We start from the raw sequence: 15624 nt of genomic DNA on the forward strand, positions 1-15624 counted from the left end.
GGCTAAATATGCACTTTTGACACGGATTGCCCGTTGAAGCTGGGTCGTTTCACATTTAATCCGAGCGGATGCGAGTGAAAAAAATACGGGTTTCGCGGTATGACGGTACAGGCGGTGCCTTCTTGGGCAAAGCGGCACCCGTGAAGGGGCCTGCCCGCCTCTTGGGCAGAGTGGCACCCATGAAGGGGCCTGCCCGCGTCCCGACTGTGTCAGAAGTGAGCGGAATCTATATTGCCAGTCGCTACTTTCGGCAAGCGGAAGCCCCCGGCGTCATGGCCGGGGGGCTTTTTGTTGAGTTGCTACGGTTTGCTGTGTGCTGCCGGTTTTAGGACGCAGTGACTTATGACCTAGTCTTCAGCGTCCGCCGTAGTTCGGAGCTTCTTTGGTAATCGTCACACCGTGCGGATGGCTTTCGATCAGGCTCGCTCCGGTAATCCGCACAAACTGGGCAGTGTCGCGCAGGGTTGCCAGGTCGCACGCACCGCAGTAGCCCATGCTGCTTTTCAGGCCCCCGATGAACTGGTACAGCACCTCGCCCGCCGTACCCTTGTACGCCACGATGCCCTCAATGCCTTCGGGCACGAATTTGCGGCTGCCACCCTGAAAGTAGCGGTCGGCGCTGCCCTGATCCATGGCCCCCAGACTGCCCATGCCCCGGTAGCTCTTGTAGCGGCGGCCATCGCGCAAAATGGTCTCGCCAGGGGCTTCGTCGGTTCCGGCCAGCATCGAACCCATCATGACCACGTTGGCCCCGGCAGCCAGCGCCTTGGGTACGTCGCCCGTTTGCTTGATGCCGCCGTCGGCGATAACCGGAATACCCGCTTCCATCGCGGCGGCGCTCGCCTCGAAGATGGCTGTGATCTGGGGCACGCCTACGCCCGTAACCACACGGGTCGTGCAGATCGAGCCGGGGCCGATGCCGACCTTGACGGCGTCTGCCCCCGCCGCAATCAGGTCGCGTGCCCCGGCGCGGGTTGCCACGTTTCCGGCGATCACGTCTATATCAAAGTTTTCCTTGACCCGGCTCAGGGCGTTCAGAATTCCCTGGCTGTGACCGTGTGCCGAATCGAGCACCAGCACATCCACGCCAGCAGCCACCAGTGCGGCGGTGCGCTCCATCAGCTCGGCGCTGACCCCGATAGCGGCGGCGACCCGCAGGCGACCCAGATCGTCCTTGGCGGCGTTGGGGTATTTCACCCGCTTGGTCAGGTCCTTGACCGTAATCAGGCCGCGCAACATGCCTTGCTCATCGGTCACCAGCAGTTTCTCGATGCGGTTACGCCGGAACATCTCGTGGGCCTGTTCCAGATTAGTTCCCACCGGCACCGTTACCAAATTTTCACAGGTCATCACGTCGCCGATGGCTGTGTTCAAGTCATCTACAAAGCGCATGTCGCGGTTGGTAATAATGCCCAGCAGTCGGCCCGCCGGGTCAGTGATCGGCACCCCGCTGATCTTATATTCGGCCATCAGACGGTCGGCGTCGCCCACGGTGGCGGTAGGCGGCAGGGTGATCGGGTCTACGATCATGCCGCTTTCACTGCGCTTGACCTTACGCACCATTTCGGCCTGCGCCTCGATGGTCATGTTCTTGTGCAGCACGCCGATGCCGCCTTCACGGGCCATTGCCACGGCCATGCTGGTTTCGGTCACGGTATCCATAGCCGCCGAAATAAACGGGATGTTGAGCTGAATACGCCGCGTCAGCTGGGCGCGGATAGTGACTTCGTGGGGAAGCACCAGCGAGTGCCGGGGCTGAAGCAGGACATCGTCGAACGTGATGCCTTCTTGCCCGAATTTGTACCGGTAACGCTCTTCCTGGTTGGTGGTGGTGACAGGCTCGTTAACAGCCATAACTGGAGCAGGGGTCGCGGGCGCACTCATGCACCAGAGTTTAGAGCTTTATCGTTCGTTGAATTGTTGTCCTGCTGCCGTTGCGCCGCGCAAGTGGAAGCTAAGGCTACAAGGGTTTACAGCTCAGTGTGAGCGTGCTACTATTCCTTCCGCTGGCGAGGAAAGACCTATCCAGCCCCCGCAAGGGACAGCAAAGACCGCGTTGATTGTTCTAGGTAGCGGCGCTGTAGCCAAGTGGTAAGGCAGAGGTCTGCAAAACCTCCACCACCGGTTCGAGTCCGGTCAGCGCCTCCAAAATGTATACCCGTTTTTTGCATAGAACCGTAGCTCAGGGGTAGAGCACTACCTTGACACGGTAGGGGTCAGGGGTTCAAATCCCCTCGGTTCTACCACGAAGCTCCCTTTTAGAGGGGGTTTTTCTTTTTGGCCTTCCCTAGTCTCTGCCTCTTATCACTATCGTCGCAGCGGCCAACCTGCTGGCTGGATTCAGGCGCTGTCTTGGTCAGAACGGCACCCAGGAAGGGGCCTGACCGCTCCCGACTGCGGGCGGAATGTGGCGCAATTCGTATGAGCAGCTGGTCTTCCCAGATAGGCCAAGTAGAATTCAATCCAGGATCAGAGCCTCCTGAAGCTCTTACCGTACTAGGGTGATCTGCACCTGTTCTGCTGGAAAAGTTCCGGTTGGTAGTGACAGGTACCCGGCGTCTATGCCCAGCGGAAAGCGGAAGTTCGTGCCGCGCAGTGACGGGATAAATCCCGCATTGCCGTGCCCGTCCCAGTGGCTCTGCCGTAGCTCGGGGTGCTCTATATACTGGTCTATGCCCCCAGCCTTATCAAAATTCAGCCGCTGATGGGGATTGACGTCGAAAGTGGTCAGCACCGGAAAATGCTCCAGCGTGCTGCCGCAGAGGGCGGGTGTGCCCGCATCGTCGGTTCCCGCCAGAATCAGGATGCTCAGTGCCGTTCCCACTTGGGTGACCCGGTAGACACGGGCGGTGTCCTGCCGGACGGCGACCGGGCACAGAAAACGTGCCGTAAGGGTCCGGTGCCCTAGGCCGTTGACCTCATTCGCCAGGGCCTGAAAGGGGAGCAGACCACCAGTAAAATGCAGCGCCATGATGAGCGCCACACCGAAAAACAGGGGGCGGGCAAAGCCAAAGAGACCCATCAGTAAAACGCCAACGCCTACCCAGGCCCATATGGACATTCTGGCCAGATCGGTCAGCAAATGACCCAACACGGGCAGAACATTCAATAGTGCCAGGAGGGTCAGCACCAGACCGTAGGGAAACAGTGGAGGCAGGAGACGGTACAGGGCATAAAGAACACCCAGCCAGGCCAAAGCGATCAGGACTGTCATGTGAAACCAGCATATTTGAGGGGCCTTCACAAGAGACTGACACCGTCTCAGGGCAAAAAGCAATAAGCGAAATGGCACGGGTGCTGGGCGGGCCGGGCTTTCTTGTGCAAAGCTTTGGGCTGGGAAGTGTGCTGTTGCCAACCGGGGGGTACACTCGCTGACATGACCGAGCCGAAGCCCCAGACTGTCTTGATGCTGCACGCCTACCCGCTTTCCGGGACCATGTGGTCGGCCCAGGAAAAGGCCCTTCAGGAAGCGGGCCGGAACGTGATCGTGCCGCACCTTCCAGGTTTTGGAGGAACGTCCGGCCACATGAGCAGTTTGGCCGACACGGCGGCGCACCTGCTCGAACTGCTTGGGCCGCAACCAGTCAGTCTGGTTGGCCTGAGCATGGGTGGCTACCTCGCGCTGGCCCTGCTTAGGCTGGCCCCAGAGCGCTTCGGGCGGGTGGTGCTGGCTGATACGAGCGCCGCTGCCGATGACGCCCAGAAGCAGCAAGACCGCCGTTTGCAGGCCCAGCGGGTACGCGCAGAAGGCCGCGAATTTATTCTGGAGGCCGCGCAAAAAGAGCACTCGCCAGCGACCTATGAACGCATTTTGCCCATGATGCAAGCGGCTTCGCGGGAGGGCGTTGCGGCGGCGCTGGAGGCGATGGCCGAGCGGCCTGAAAGTTTCGATGTGCTGGAGAAGTTAAAAGTGCCTCTGCTGGTGCTGGTCGGAGAGCGCGACGAGATCACGCCACTTGGCAATGCACGCAAGCTGGTCGAGGCCGGACACGGCGAACTGAAGATCATTCCTGACGCTGCCCACCTTGCCAATCTGGACAACGCCCACGACTTTACGCGGGCGCTGCTGGACTTTTTGACCTGAAGCGGGCTGGCGTGGGTCAGTCTGAGGGCAGTTCGCCTTCTTCGGGGTCGCGGCTCAGGGAGGACTTGATCGGCGAATGCAGGCGGTCTTGCTGGTCTAGCCCAGCCGCACCTGCTGGGGCTGGCGCCTGCGCGGGTCCCCGCACCAGCTTGATTTCCAGCGGGCTGGTTCCGAAACTCAGGTTGCGCTGGGGCGAAGGAATTTTGATGGAGGCTTGATCCATGGCGATCTTGATGCGCCGGTTAAATTCGCGCCCAATGGCGTACTGACTCTTGGGCTGCACCTTGAACAGGGCGCGCAGGGTCACACCGTCGGGGCCCAGCTGGGTCACGCCCTGAATTTCCGGCTCGTCGAGAAAAAAGCGCTGCCACTCGGCGTCCTGATAGATTTCCTGGCTGACGCTTTCGAGCACCTTCAGCGCCGAGTTGATGTTGGCGTTGTAGCTCACGTCTACCTCAGCGACGACCTGCGACCAGTCTTTGCTGCTCACGCTGACCGTGTTGATCTGGCTGTTGGGCACGATATGCACGGTTCCGTCGAGTGCCCGCAGCGTCGTGACGCGTAAGTTGAGGTTCTCGACGTTGCCCGAAAGCTGCCCGGTGTTGACCGTAATGACGTCCCCGACGCCGTACTGGTCTTCAAGCAGGATAAAAAACCCGTTGAATACATCCTTGACCAGGTTCTGTGCGCCGAAGCCCACCGCGATGCCCAGCACCGAGACCCCGGCCAGCAGCCCGGTTGCGTTGACGCCCAGCGCCTGAAGTCCCTCGATCAGGCCGACCACGACGATGGTGACCTTAAGGGTGCTTTCGATCACGCCCTTAAGCGTCTGAATCCTAACGGTGCGGCGCGTAAAGTCGTCGTCCGGAATGATGCGGCGGCTGATCGCCCCGACCAGGTTCCAGGCGATCAGGGCCAGCGCGATAATCACGATGGCCTGGCCGGAACTGTTACGCAGACCGTTGAAAATATCCTGTCCCAGATCAAACAGGAACCCGGCACTCGGCATATAGATGGCGTGGGTAGCGACTGCCAGCAGACTGACGACCACCACGGCTGTCCAGACCCACCTGAGTGCAGTGATCAGGCGGTGATCGAGATGGGGTTCCAGTGTCCGCAAAAGCAGTCGCCCAAAGCGGTAGAGCGCGTAGGCGATGACGATATCCAGCCCAAGTTTGAACCAGACGACGGGTTTGACGATTTGAATCTGGAACTCTTCCCACATGCCGCTATTGTGTCATGGCCGCCCACCGCTTCAGAGGCAGCCGGGTGTGTCTTTAGACAGGCCGGGCGAACTGAGAATGGGACCCACACCCACCGTGCAAGCAGCTTTTCAAAATGCTTTAGCTATCACCTGACAGCTACTTAGCCTGGGCGCAGTTAAGCCTGTCGGTTGGCAAACGCCGCTTCCAGCCGCGTGACCAGGCTGCCCTCATGGGCACGTTCGGCTCGCAGCAGGGCATTTTTGACCGCTCTGGCGTCGGCGCTGCCGTGGCCGATCAAGGTCAGGCCCCGCACGCCCAGCAGAATGCTCGCGCCGTAGGTGCTGGGGTCCATGCGCTCGGCCAGACCCCGCAGCGCGTCGCGGGCCAGCAAGCCGCCCAGTTTGCTTTTTAGGTCGCTTTTCAGCGCTTCCCGAACCCAGCCAAAGAGAACCTTGGCCTCACCCTCGGCCAGTTTCAGAACCACATTACCGGTAAAGCCGTCGGTGACGACGATATCGGTGGTGCCCTTGAAGACGTTGTGGCCCTCGACGTTGCCGTAAAAGTTGATGCCCTGGCCGTGCAGCTGCCGTAGCAGTGCGTGGGCTTCGAGCACCAGCTGACTGCCCTTGTGGTCTTCCTCACCGATGCTTAGCAGGCCGACGGTAGGATTCTCGCGGTTTTCAAGCACCTTGAGGTACACGGTCGCCAGTTGTGCCCACTGCGCCAGATAGGCGGGCCGCACGTCGGCATTGGCCCCCGCGTCGAGCAGCGTGGTAAAGCCGCCCTGTGCAGGCAGATGGGTCAGGATGGCCGGGCGTTCCACACCCTTGATCCGTCCCAGGGTCAGCAGCGCCGAGGCCATTGTTGCGCCGCTATGGCCCATGCTGACGGCGGCGGCGGCCTGCCCCTCCTTGACCAGCCGGGTACACACATTGATGCTGGCCTGCGGGCGACTACGCACATCGGTGGCGTGTTCATTCATGCCAATCACGTCAGGCGCATCGACCACATCTATGGGCAGGGCGCTGCTGCCGGTGTGTTTGCCCAGTTCGGCATGCAGTTTGACCCGGTCACCGACCAGCAGCACGCTGACTCCGGCGCGGGCGGCTTCGACTGCGCCCTCGACATTCGGCGCGGCCCCAAAGTCACCCCCCACGGCGTCCAGGGCAATCGGCAGCGTACTGAGCGGGGCTGCTTGCACCGCAGGGGCAGGGCGCTCAGTGGTCATTGGCTTCGCCTAGGGACGCCAGGGTATAGAAGGGCCGCGCCTCGCCCGTGCGGTCAGGGCGTGCCTCGCTGGGCATGTGGTAGCCGGGGCGCTCGACCTCGCTGCGGATGTCTTTGAGGTCCACGTACTGGTCGGCGGCGTTGCGCAGTTCGTAGCTGGTCATCTCAGGAATGCTCGCCACGACGATCCGCTTGCCGCGTGCCCGCAGCACCTCGACGGGGCGCTCGAAATCGCCGTCGCCGGTCAGGAGTACGGCTACGTCGTACCGGTCGCCGGTCATCAGCAGGTCAGTCACCAGATCGATACTGAGGTTGGCGTGGCGGTAGGTGTCGCCGTTTTCGTTGGTCACTTCGCGGAGCACGCGGGTCCGCACGGTGTAGCCCATATAGGTTAGCGCGTCGATAAAGCGCTTTTGCTTATCGTCCATCGGCGCAGGCACGGCGGTGTAATAAAAGGCGTTGTAGAGCTGCCCGAACGCTGCAAAATGATCCAGAATCTTGCGGTGGTCGAAGTTCCAGCCCAGGCGTTTGGCCGCCGCGTAAACATTTGCGCCATCAATAAAAAGTCCAATTCGTTCCATCTGTATTCTCCTAACGGGTCTATCGGCATCCCAGAGTGCCCGCTCAAAATAACAAACCCCGGCGTGTGAACTCTGCATTCACTGTAGGCGTTCCCTGGGTGCGTTCCGGGGCTGAAGCGTCAGTCAGAGAAGGCCCGCCGGGCTTAAAGGAGCAGTCGGGGCCAGCGGTTTTCATGTTCGAGGGCTTGCCACACATCGGCCCGCAGCTGCTCAAGATTCACCCCATCATATTCGGCGGGAAGCAGATCGAGGTAGCGCAGCGCCTTGTCGTAGTTGCGGTGCGTCAGGCTGCCGTGGTGCCAGCGTTTGTGCAGCGCGGCAGCCAGCAAAATCAGCGCCTGCACGAAGTGGCGCTCCTGGCCGCCCGACCTGGCCCAGACCTCTTCCCAGGCCTCGTGCGCCTCCCACCACTGGCCCGCGTTGAACAGCTGTGCGCCGCGCCTGAGTTCCGGTTTCACCTGCCTAGCATAGGCTTTGGTGCCCCCCACCCCATTCTTAAGCGGGCGGTTAGCGTTTGCCCATGCTCTGCCAATCTAAGCCCCAAGCCCAGGCGTTACAGTAACTGGCATGAAACCCGTAGAGATGACGGACAGCAACTTTAGCAGCGAAATCGCCCAGGGCGTGACCCTGGTAGACTTCTGGGCGCCCTGGTGTGGCCCCTGTCGCATTATTGCCCCGGTGGTCGAGGAACTGGCCGGGCAGTATGAAGGCCGCGTCAAGGTCGGCAAGATCAACGTTGACGACAACCCCGCTACCGCCGGACAGTTCCGCGTAATGAGCATTCCTACCCTGCTGCTGTTCAAGGACGGCCAGCTAGTCGATACGCTAGTCGGTGCCCAGCCCAAGCGCTCTTTCGAGGCGCTGCTCGACAAGCACGTGGGCGTAGCCGCCAATTAAGTACAATCAAATTCAGCTTTAGATGAACCGAGCGAAGCGAGAACCGTCCGGAGTACGTTGCACTGAGAATAAAGAGATGCCGGTGCTGTTCTGGAAGCTCGTAATGTTAAAGGCAACGTACTTGAATCGTGTTTAAATTTCGCCGCCGGGCAAAAGGCGAAGGTGGGGGCTACGGCCTCCGCTTTTTTTGGTCCTCGTGGCTGTGGGCTTGACAGTCCTGACCTGTCTTACCTACAGTTTCAGTTCATGACGCGCCCCAGCCACTTTGCCCGCAAAAAACAGGATGCGGCGCGTGATCTGCTGCCGATCAGGGCCGGAATTCAGCCCGCGCAGCCCATCACGGGGGAGGTGGTCGAACTGTACAGTGACGGCGCCTGCGACACCACCGCCGGGCATGGCGGCTGGGCCACCATTTTGCGTTACGGCGAGCGTGAACTGGTCCTTAGCGGCCACGAGGAAGGCACGACCAACAACCGGATGGAACTGCGCGGCCTGCTTGAAGGGCTGCTGACGCTCAAGCGGCCCTGTCAGGTGCGGGCGATTACCGACAGTCAGTATTTGCGTAAGGCCTTTACTGACGGCTGGATTCTAAAGTGGCAGGCCAATGGCTGGCAGACGGCGGGCCGTGAGCCGGTTAAGAACCGTGACCTCTGGGAAGCGCTGATTGAGCAGGCGCACAAGCATTCGCTTACCTTCATGTGGGTCAAAGGCCACGCCGGGCATGGCGAAAATGAGCGCGTGGACAGACTGGCCGTAGAGGAACGCCTCAAACTCCGCAAAAAATAAAGCCGGAAGCCTCCAAGTCAGGAACCTTTTTCATGCTCGGCGCGTATCTTGTTGGGACATGGCGCCTCATCTCACTACTGTTTTGACCGTGGCCCGCACCGGCAAGGACGTGGTGGGCTACTTGATTCGCCCGGCCCGTCCTTCCCGCAGCCAACCGGGCGGCAAGCTCTCCGGGCAGTTCGACGAATGGGGACGTGACCCCTGGCTGCTTGAGCGCAACTCGCCGCACAACTGGCAACGCGGCGCCAGCCTCACGCGGCGCGGCCTGGGGCTGTTTACTCTTCTGGTGCTGGCGGCACTGGGGGCGGTCGTGCTGGCGGTCGCAACGCTGCTGCTGGGCATCGGCGCGGCTTCCGGACACGCTTTTGCTGGGTGGCTGCTACTGCTGGTGCTGCTGGCCGGGGCTTATGGGGCCTACTGGACGCTGCGCCGCGCCTCCGAGCTGCTGCTGGCCAAGGCCGAGGTGCCGGTAGAGGTACACCGCCGAGGGGAGAAGGGTCGCCCGTGGGCGCTGTAAACACGCTGGACAGCGACGAGGCGCGGCTGCTCACGCTATTACGGACGCATGAACGTGGGCTGCCCAGCACGCTTTGGCCTGCCTTTCAAGCTACCGTGATCGCCACCCGTGACGCCCTGCGCCTGACCGCTGCCGACGTCACCTTGCAGCGCGACACCTTCGACGCACGTCAGGCGGCGCGTGAAGACCTGCCTGAACTGCTAAGCGCCTACCGCGCCGTACCGCCTAGCCGCCAGTCGGACGAGCAACTGCTGGAGCAGCTGGCCCTGATCGAACGCCGGATGCAGAGCGTCGTGGGCCAGCGGGCGGCTACCCGGCAGCGTGAGCTGAGTGCCCATGGCCGCTACCTGCAAGACAAATACACGGCGACCACGATCAAAACCGCCCAGACAGGGCCAGTGAAGGGGCAGGGGAAAGGGCAGGTGAAGTAGGTGCCTGCCGTTACCTTTTCCGGCCCCCGCCGCATTCCGTATCCAGGCGGTTGCGTGCTGGAACCCGCGCCCTACGCGCTGGAATACCTGCTGAGCTGGCTTGCCGACGTGACCGTCAACGGTCAGGTCATGAAAAACCAGCCCGTGTTTCCACTGATTCGTAAGATGCTGGCACACCCCGAGGAGTTTGGAATTACGCCGCACGACGCTCAGCAGGCGCGGGCGCTTTTTCTGGAGCAAGCTGGGCAGGCGCTGGAGGAGGAAGGCGGTCGGCGTGAGTGGCTGGAAAAGGAACTGGGCGGCTGACCCGGAACGCGGTGTAGCGCCTGTTATGCCGCAGCACCCGCTGAGGCGGATTATTTTACGTTGTTAGCGTAATGTGCTATAATTCGGGCATTCCCGGCAACATTGTCGGGCCTCTCAATTTTTTGCTGTCGGTGGCCTTCCCGGCCCGGCAGCCCCCTTTGGAGTTTTAAATGACCGGAATCCAGCCTGTCGACATCACCAGTGAAGTCAAGACTAATTTTATCAACTACGCCATGAACGTAATCGTAGACCGGGCGCTGCCTGATGTGCGCGACGGCATGAAGCCGGTGCAGCGCCGCATCATGTATGCGATGATGCTCGAGGGTCTGGCGAGCAATTCCAAGCATGCCAAGAGCGCCAGCGTAGTCGGCGAAGTGATGAAGAAGTACCACCCGCACGGCGACACCTCGATTTACGACGCGATGGTGCGCCTGGGGCAGTGGTGGAACATGCGCTACACCATGGTCGATCCGCAGGGCAATTTCGGGTCGATGGACGGCGATATGGCCGCTGCCATGCGCTACACCGAAGCCCGCATGACCAAGGTCGCCGAGGAAGTGCTGGCCGACCTTGAAAAAGAGACGGTGGATTTCAAGCCGAACTACGATGAAACTACCGTTGAACCTACTGTTTTGCCCTCGGCGGTACCTAACCTGCTTATCAACGGCGCGTCGGGAATCGCGGTGGGCATGGCGACCAACATTCCGCCGCACAACCTCACGGAAATCTGTAATGGTCTGCTGGCCCTGATCGACAACGCCGACATTTCGCTTGACGAGATGATGACCCACGTCAAGGGGCCCGATTTCCCGACGGGCGGACGCATTTCGGCCCAGGGCATCCGCGAGGCGTTCGCTACCGGACATTCGGGCCTGAAGGTGCGTGGCAAAGCCCGTATCGAGGAAAACAAGAATGGGCGCACCCAGATTATCATCTCGGAAATCCCGTATCAGCTGAACAAGACCAACCTGCTGCAAACCATTAGCGCCATGTACAAGGCGGGTAAAATCCCCGACATCTCGGCCCTGCGTGACGAGTCCGACCGCAAAGAGCCGGTTCGTGTCGTGATCGAACTCAAGCGCGGGGCATTGGGCACGCTGGTGCTCAATCAGCTGTACAAGTACACTCAGCTTCAGCAGACCTATACGGTCATCAACCTCAGCATCGTGAACGGTGAGCCGCGCGTGCTACCGCTGATCGACACCATGAAGTATTTCCTCGCTCACCGCCGGGACGTGGTCACGCGCCGCACCGCCTACGACCTGCGTAAGGCCGAGGAACGCGCCCACGTGCTCGAAGGGCTGCTCAAGGCGCTCGACCACATTGACGAAGTGATCGCGCTGATCCGGGCCAGCAATACCGGGGCCGAGGCCCGCGACGCGCTAATGGCCCGCTTTGGCCTCTCGGAAGTGCAGTCACAGGCGATTTTGGACATGCGCCTGCAACGGCTGGTCGGCCTGGAACGCGACAAGTTGCAGGGCGAATTCGATGAACTCCAGAAGGCCATTCAGTTCCTTCAGTCCATTCTGGGCGACGAAAAACTACTGTGGCGCGAGATCAAGAAGGAAATCCGGGACATCCGAGACCGCTACGGCGACGAGCGGCGCAGCGTAATTACCCAGCTTGAAGAGGACATCAACAAAGAAGACCTGATTGCCGTCGAGGACATGGTCATCACCATGACCAAGGCGGGCTACCTCAAGCGCACCAATCTCGACGCCTACCGCGCCCAGGCCCGTGGCGGACGCGGCAGCAGCGGTGGCAAACTGCGCGAGGAAGACGTGAATACCCGCGTGTTTGTCGGCAGTACGCACGACTACATCCTGTTCTTTACCGATCAGGGCCGCGTGTTCCACGAGAAAATCTACGACCTGCCCGAAGCCGGGCGCGACGCCAAGGGTACCCACATCCGCAACCTGCTGCCGGGGCTGCGCGAAAACGAAAACATCGCCAGCGTGTTTTCGGTGGGGAGCTTCAACGAACCCGGGAACTTCATCTTTGCGACCCAGAACGGCGTGGTCAAAAAGACCCTGATTACCGAGTACGGCAACATCACCTCGGCGGGCCTGATCGCCATCAACTTGCAGGATAACGATGAGCTGATCAGCGTTGGCATCGTGCAAGACGGCGACGACGTGGTGCTGGCGACCCGCAACGGCAAGGCCATGCGCTTTGAGAGCAGCGAAGTCCGGGCTACGGGCCGCGCGACCCAGGGCGTGATCGGCATCCGGTTGCGCGAGGGCGAGCAAGACGCCGTGGTCAGCATGGCGCTTATTCCGACCACCGACGCTGGGGCCGAGCTGCTGGCGGTTAGTGAATTCGGTCTGGGCAAGCGCACCCCGGTCAGCGATTACCCGGCCAAGGGGCGCGGCGGCATGGGCGTCATTACGCTGGACATTACCGACAAGACCGGCAAACTGGTCACGCTGGCCCGCGTCGCCGGAGACGAGGAACTGATGGTGCTGACCGAGAAGGGCACGGTCATCCGCACCCGCGTCGAGGAAGTGCGCGTCACGGGACGCAATGCCCAGGGCGTCAAGGTCATCAATATCGGCGACAAGGACAGCGTGATCGACGCTTTCCCCATTCGCCGCGAAGATGAACTGTAAAGCAAGGTAGCCTGCCAGAAGTGTCCCGTTTTCTGGGACACTTCTTTTCTGCTAACCACTCAGCATGTGAATCCATAGTCTTGCACGGACTCGCAGAGCTGCTGGCAGAGGCACATCGGGTACTTTTCCAAGTGTTTCGGAACTTAACGGAAGCCGTGCTACTGGGAAACTTGCCCCAACTTTATGGGCAGGCCACCTATGCCGTAACGCTATGAGCGTATTCTTATGCATAGATTTTGGCATAAGCTTAATCGGTGACAGTTTTATGTCAGGTTTGCCATGCGGCCCCTGTTCCCTTTTGTTCGTATGCCTCGGGGCTTTGTGAGAGTTAGGCCGGATCGTTTGTGTTTGAAACAACCGCCTCCGCAGCGTCCAGAACCATCTTTTCCTCGAAATTCGTTCGCCGGTGGTTGACTAGTCAACTCAAAGTCATTTGGTGACATAAACCTCTCTTAAAGAAACAAAATTGTTTACAAAATTGTGATTTGGTTCTATACTGTGACCTGTGTTAGGAAGCACTGTTCTTCCTCTTAAGTTCTCTATAACGCCTCAGGAGGCGAACCCTAATGACTCAAGTTCAACCTGCTCATACCCGCACTTTTATCGATACAGTGACTTACCGCCCCGGAGCTGTGATTTTGTACCCCGGCAAGAGCGACATGCTCTACCGCGTCGCCAGTGGCCTAGTCCGCGTTCACACGATGGACGACGACGGCAACGGCCTGACCCTGCGCTACGTTAAGCCCGGCGAATACTTTGGTGAAGAAGCCCTGGCTGGCGTCAACCGCGCCTACTTTGCCGAGGCCGTAACTGACAGCAGCATCGACGTGATCAATCCCGCGCTGATGAGCGCCGAGGACAATCTGGTCGTGACCACTCACCTGGTGCGCACCTTGGAACGCGCCTATGAGAGCATCTACCGCCTGGTCGGTAAGCGGTTGCGTGCCCGGATTGCCGGTGAACTGCTGGAACTCAAAGACACGGCTCTGGCGACCCAGCTCGACAGCGGCGAAATCATGATCTACGCCACCCACGACGAACTGGCCGCCGCCGTCGGCTCCGTGCGCGAAACCGTAACTAAGGTGGTCGGCGAACTGACCCGCGAAGGCGTGATTACCGCTGGCTACGGCAAGATCACCCTGAAGAACCAGAAAGCCTTGCAGGATATCGCTGCTGCCTAAGCCTCCCCATTTGTCCTTCACCGCTTCCTGAATACGGGAGCGGTGATTTTTTGTCCTGGCAGTCTGGTTAAGACGCGCTACACTGGCAGGTCATGACTCTGAGCGACCCCTTATCTCTGATAGCCACGGCTGGACGCCTCGATACCGTGCTAGCTGAGCTGACCGGCGTCAGCCGCTCACAGGTAGCGGGCTGGGTAGAAGGCGGGCAGGTGCAGGTCGGCGGCGTGCAGGCCAGCAAACCCAGCCTGAAACTGCGCGGGGGCGAGACGCTGATCGTGCAGGTGCCGCTGCCTCCGTCGGCGCATGTCGAACCGGAAAATATTCCGCTGGACGTGCTGTACGAGGACGAGCACCTGATCGCTATCAATAAGCCGCCAGGGATGATTACCCACCCCGCGCCCGGCGTGTTTAGCGGCACGCTGGTCAATGCCTTGCTGGGCCGGGTGACGCTCCCTGAACAAGAAGGCTTCGACGGGCCGGACGGCTTTCGCCCCGGCATCGTTCACCGCCTCGACAAGGACACCAGCGGGGTGATCGTGGTCGCTAAGAGCGTGGCTGCCCACGCCCGGCTGGCAGCGGCGTTCAAAGACCGCGAAACGCGCAAGACCTATCTGGCGATAGCTGCCGGAACCTGGAAGGCTGCGGAGCCGGTATATGCCGATGTACCCATTGGTCGCCACCCAGTGCAGCGTCAGCGCATGACTGTGGGTGGCGCCCTGCCGCGCGAGGCCCAGACGCTGTTTACACCACTGGCGGCCCATCCGGACGGACACGGGCGCACGCTGGCGCTGGTGCGTGCCCAGCCGCGCACGGGCCGCACGCACCAGATCCGGGTTCATCTGGTGCACCTGGGCAGCCCGATTCTGGGCGACGCCGTGTATGGCCGCGCCAGCGAAATCATGCCGCGCCACGCTCTGCATGCCCATTTTCTGTCTATTCCGCATCCGGTCACGGGTGAACTGCTGAGCCTTCATGCCCCAGTGCCAGATGATCTGCTGGAAGCCTGGGTCACGCTGGGTGGTGAGCTTCCTGGCGAATTGGAGGCGGCTCCCAGCCTTTATTGATAACGCGGTTAGTTGATGTCACCTTTTGGGCCAATGAAAAGCCGGGAGCACTGAATTCGTGCTGTTGACGACGACACTCCTTCTCTCATGATTCAGATTCCAACCGACACTGACTTAGCTCGTCATCCATAACGTAACCGACCCCGCTTGCTTTTTGGCTGGAATTAGAGGATTTTGCAAAAAGATGGTGCTCTTTTTAACATCTTTTTGCCGAGTGGAACGAGTGAAAAAGAAAGAGCAGGACGTAGAATAGAGGGGGTGGCGGTGTGTTTCCGACGTGCCCATCATTCGGAGAACTGCTCTAACAAGACAGCGAGCTACATTTAGTCAAAACGGCATGATGGGGGACTGGTAGGGATAGACAAAGCGCAGCAGGCATGGCATCAAGGCCGCCTTAGCCGCAACCCCAATCTCTGTACTTTCAGTGCATGGTCGTTGGACCATTCCAGGGTTCGCTTTTTAAGTCCTGTGGCATGGCAGAAGAGTGGTGAGTAGCAATAAGCCACTGACCATCTTTGAACTCATAGACATAGGTGTAGCGCCCGGTGACAGAACTGCCGTCCTTCTTGAATTTGAAGGTGTAGACACCGCCATCAACAGCCATATTGCATCCCAGACGAACGTAGCGCTTATCAATGGTGCCTTCAGGCTTTTTCTTCAGAGGCTGTCTGAGGCCCTAACCATGGGAAATGTTTTAGGCTTTAACGGTGGAACGCGCAGCTTACCCTAGCGACCT

General features: G+C 60.2%; 16 protein-coding genes and 2 tRNA genes. 11 read left to right on the forward strand and 7 right to left on the reverse strand.

Annotated elements, in window-relative coordinates; all coding sequences use genetic code 11:
- Positions 1-354: 354 nt before the first annotated feature.
- Positions 355-1884 (reverse strand): IMP dehydrogenase, encoded by a 1530-nt coding sequence (guaB, locus tag QZ269_RS04730; RefSeq protein WP_291424819.1) that lies wholly within the window; start codon positions 1882-1884, stop codon positions 355-357.
- Between the two features lie 190 nt (positions 1885-2074).
- On the opposite strand from guaB, the gene QZ269_RS04735 reads away from it, so the two are divergent.
- Together QZ269_RS04735 and QZ269_RS04740 are read left to right on the forward strand one after the other, a co-directional pair.
- A tRNA-Cys gene (locus QZ269_RS04735) sits at positions 2075-2148 on the forward strand.
- A 23-nt stretch (positions 2149-2171) separates the two neighbouring features.
- A tRNA-Val gene (locus QZ269_RS04740) sits at positions 2172-2246 on the forward strand.
- A gap of 242 nt (positions 2247-2488) precedes the next feature.
- On the opposite strand, the gene QZ269_RS04745 is transcribed toward QZ269_RS04740, so the two are convergent.
- Positions 2489-3214, reverse strand: a complete 726-nt coding sequence (locus QZ269_RS04745) for a hypothetical protein (RefSeq protein WP_291424821.1) — start codon at positions 3212-3214, stop codon at positions 2489-2491.
- A 162-nt stretch (positions 3215-3376) separates the two neighbouring features.
- Here QZ269_RS04745 and QZ269_RS04750 point away from each other — a divergent pair, with 162 nt between their 5' ends.
- Positions 3377-4084, forward strand: coding sequence for an alpha/beta hydrolase (locus QZ269_RS04750; protein WP_291424822.1), 708 nt, complete (start codon positions 3377-3379; stop codon positions 4082-4084).
- A 16-nt stretch (positions 4085-4100) separates the two neighbouring features.
- On the opposite strand, the gene QZ269_RS04755 is transcribed toward QZ269_RS04750, so the two are convergent.
- The 4 genes from QZ269_RS04755 to QZ269_RS04770 form a co-directional block, all read right to left on the reverse strand.
- The gene (locus tag QZ269_RS04755; RefSeq protein ID WP_291424824.1) at positions 4101-5309 is read right to left on the reverse strand and encodes a mechanosensitive ion channel family protein; all 1209 of its coding nucleotides are present in this window, start codon (positions 5307-5309) and stop codon (positions 4101-4103) included.
- A 155-nt stretch (positions 5310-5464) separates the two neighbouring features.
- Positions 5465-6517, reverse strand: a complete 1053-nt coding sequence (gene plsX, locus QZ269_RS04760) for a phosphate acyltransferase PlsX (protein ID WP_291424825.1) — start codon at positions 6515-6517, stop codon at positions 5465-5467.
- Complete coding sequence (locus QZ269_RS04765; protein WP_291424828.1) at positions 6507-7097, reverse strand: NYN domain-containing protein; 591 nt, start codon at positions 7095-7097, stop codon at positions 6507-6509. The genes plsX and QZ269_RS04765 overlap by 11 nt, the downstream gene beginning before the upstream one ends.
- Positions 7098-7240: 143 nt before the next feature.
- On the reverse strand, positions 7241-7555 hold the full coding sequence (locus tag QZ269_RS04770; RefSeq protein WP_291424830.1) for a DUF309 domain-containing protein: 315 nt from the start codon (positions 7553-7555) through the stop codon (positions 7241-7243).
- Positions 7556-7664: 109 nt separating this feature from the next.
- Here QZ269_RS04770 and trxA point away from each other — a divergent pair, with 109 nt between their 5' ends.
- The 8 genes from trxA to QZ269_RS04810 all read left to right on the forward strand — a co-directional run bounded on the left by trxA (position 7665) and on the right by QZ269_RS04810 (position 14888).
- The gene (gene trxA, locus QZ269_RS04775) at positions 7665-7994 is read left to right on the forward strand and encodes a thioredoxin (protein WP_291424832.1); all 330 of its coding nucleotides are present in this window, start codon (positions 7665-7667) and stop codon (positions 7992-7994) included.
- Between the two features lie 246 nt (positions 7995-8240).
- Positions 8241-8780 (forward strand): ribonuclease HI, encoded by a 540-nt coding sequence (gene rnhA, locus QZ269_RS04780; protein WP_291424834.1) that lies wholly within the window; start codon positions 8241-8243, stop codon positions 8778-8780.
- Between the two features lie 58 nt (positions 8781-8838).
- Entirely contained in the window at positions 8839-9297 is a 459-nt protein-coding gene (locus QZ269_RS04785) for a hypothetical protein (protein WP_291424836.1), read from the forward strand.
- Entirely contained in the window at positions 9285-9728 is a 444-nt protein-coding gene (locus tag QZ269_RS04790; RefSeq protein ID WP_291424838.1) for a hypothetical protein, read from the forward strand. The genes QZ269_RS04785 and QZ269_RS04790 overlap by 13 nt, the downstream gene beginning before the upstream one ends.
- Positions 9729-10034, forward strand: coding sequence for a hypothetical protein (locus QZ269_RS04795; protein ID WP_291424840.1), 306 nt, complete (start codon positions 9729-9731; stop codon positions 10032-10034).
- A 170-nt stretch (positions 10035-10204) separates the two neighbouring features.
- Positions 10205-12643 carry a DNA gyrase subunit A gene (gene gyrA / locus QZ269_RS04800; protein WP_291424842.1) on the forward strand — a complete coding sequence of 813 codons (2439 nt, stop codon included), beginning with the start codon at positions 10205-10207 and terminating at the stop codon, positions 12641-12643.
- Between the two features lie 566 nt (positions 12644-13209).
- Positions 13210-13824: a helix-turn-helix domain-containing protein gene (locus QZ269_RS04805; protein ID WP_291424844.1), complete on the forward strand. Its 615-nt coding sequence runs from the start codon at positions 13210-13212 to the stop codon at positions 13822-13824.
- Positions 13825-13916: 92 nt separating this feature from the next.
- Positions 13917-14888: an RluA family pseudouridine synthase gene (locus tag QZ269_RS04810; RefSeq protein WP_291424846.1), complete on the forward strand. Its 972-nt coding sequence runs from the start codon at positions 13917-13919 to the stop codon at positions 14886-14888.
- Between the two features lie 421 nt (positions 14889-15309).
- Here QZ269_RS04810 and QZ269_RS04815 read toward each other — a convergent pair whose 3' ends face one another.
- Entirely contained in the window at positions 15310-15549 is a 240-nt protein-coding gene (locus QZ269_RS04815) for a hypothetical protein (RefSeq protein WP_367272210.1), read from the reverse strand.
- Positions 15550-15624 lie beyond the last annotated feature (75 nt).

It is taken from the genome of Deinococcus sp., assembly GCF_018260405.1.
In the GTDB taxonomy this organism is placed as follows: Bacteria; Deinococcota; Deinococci; order Deinococcales; family Deinococcaceae; genus Deinococcus.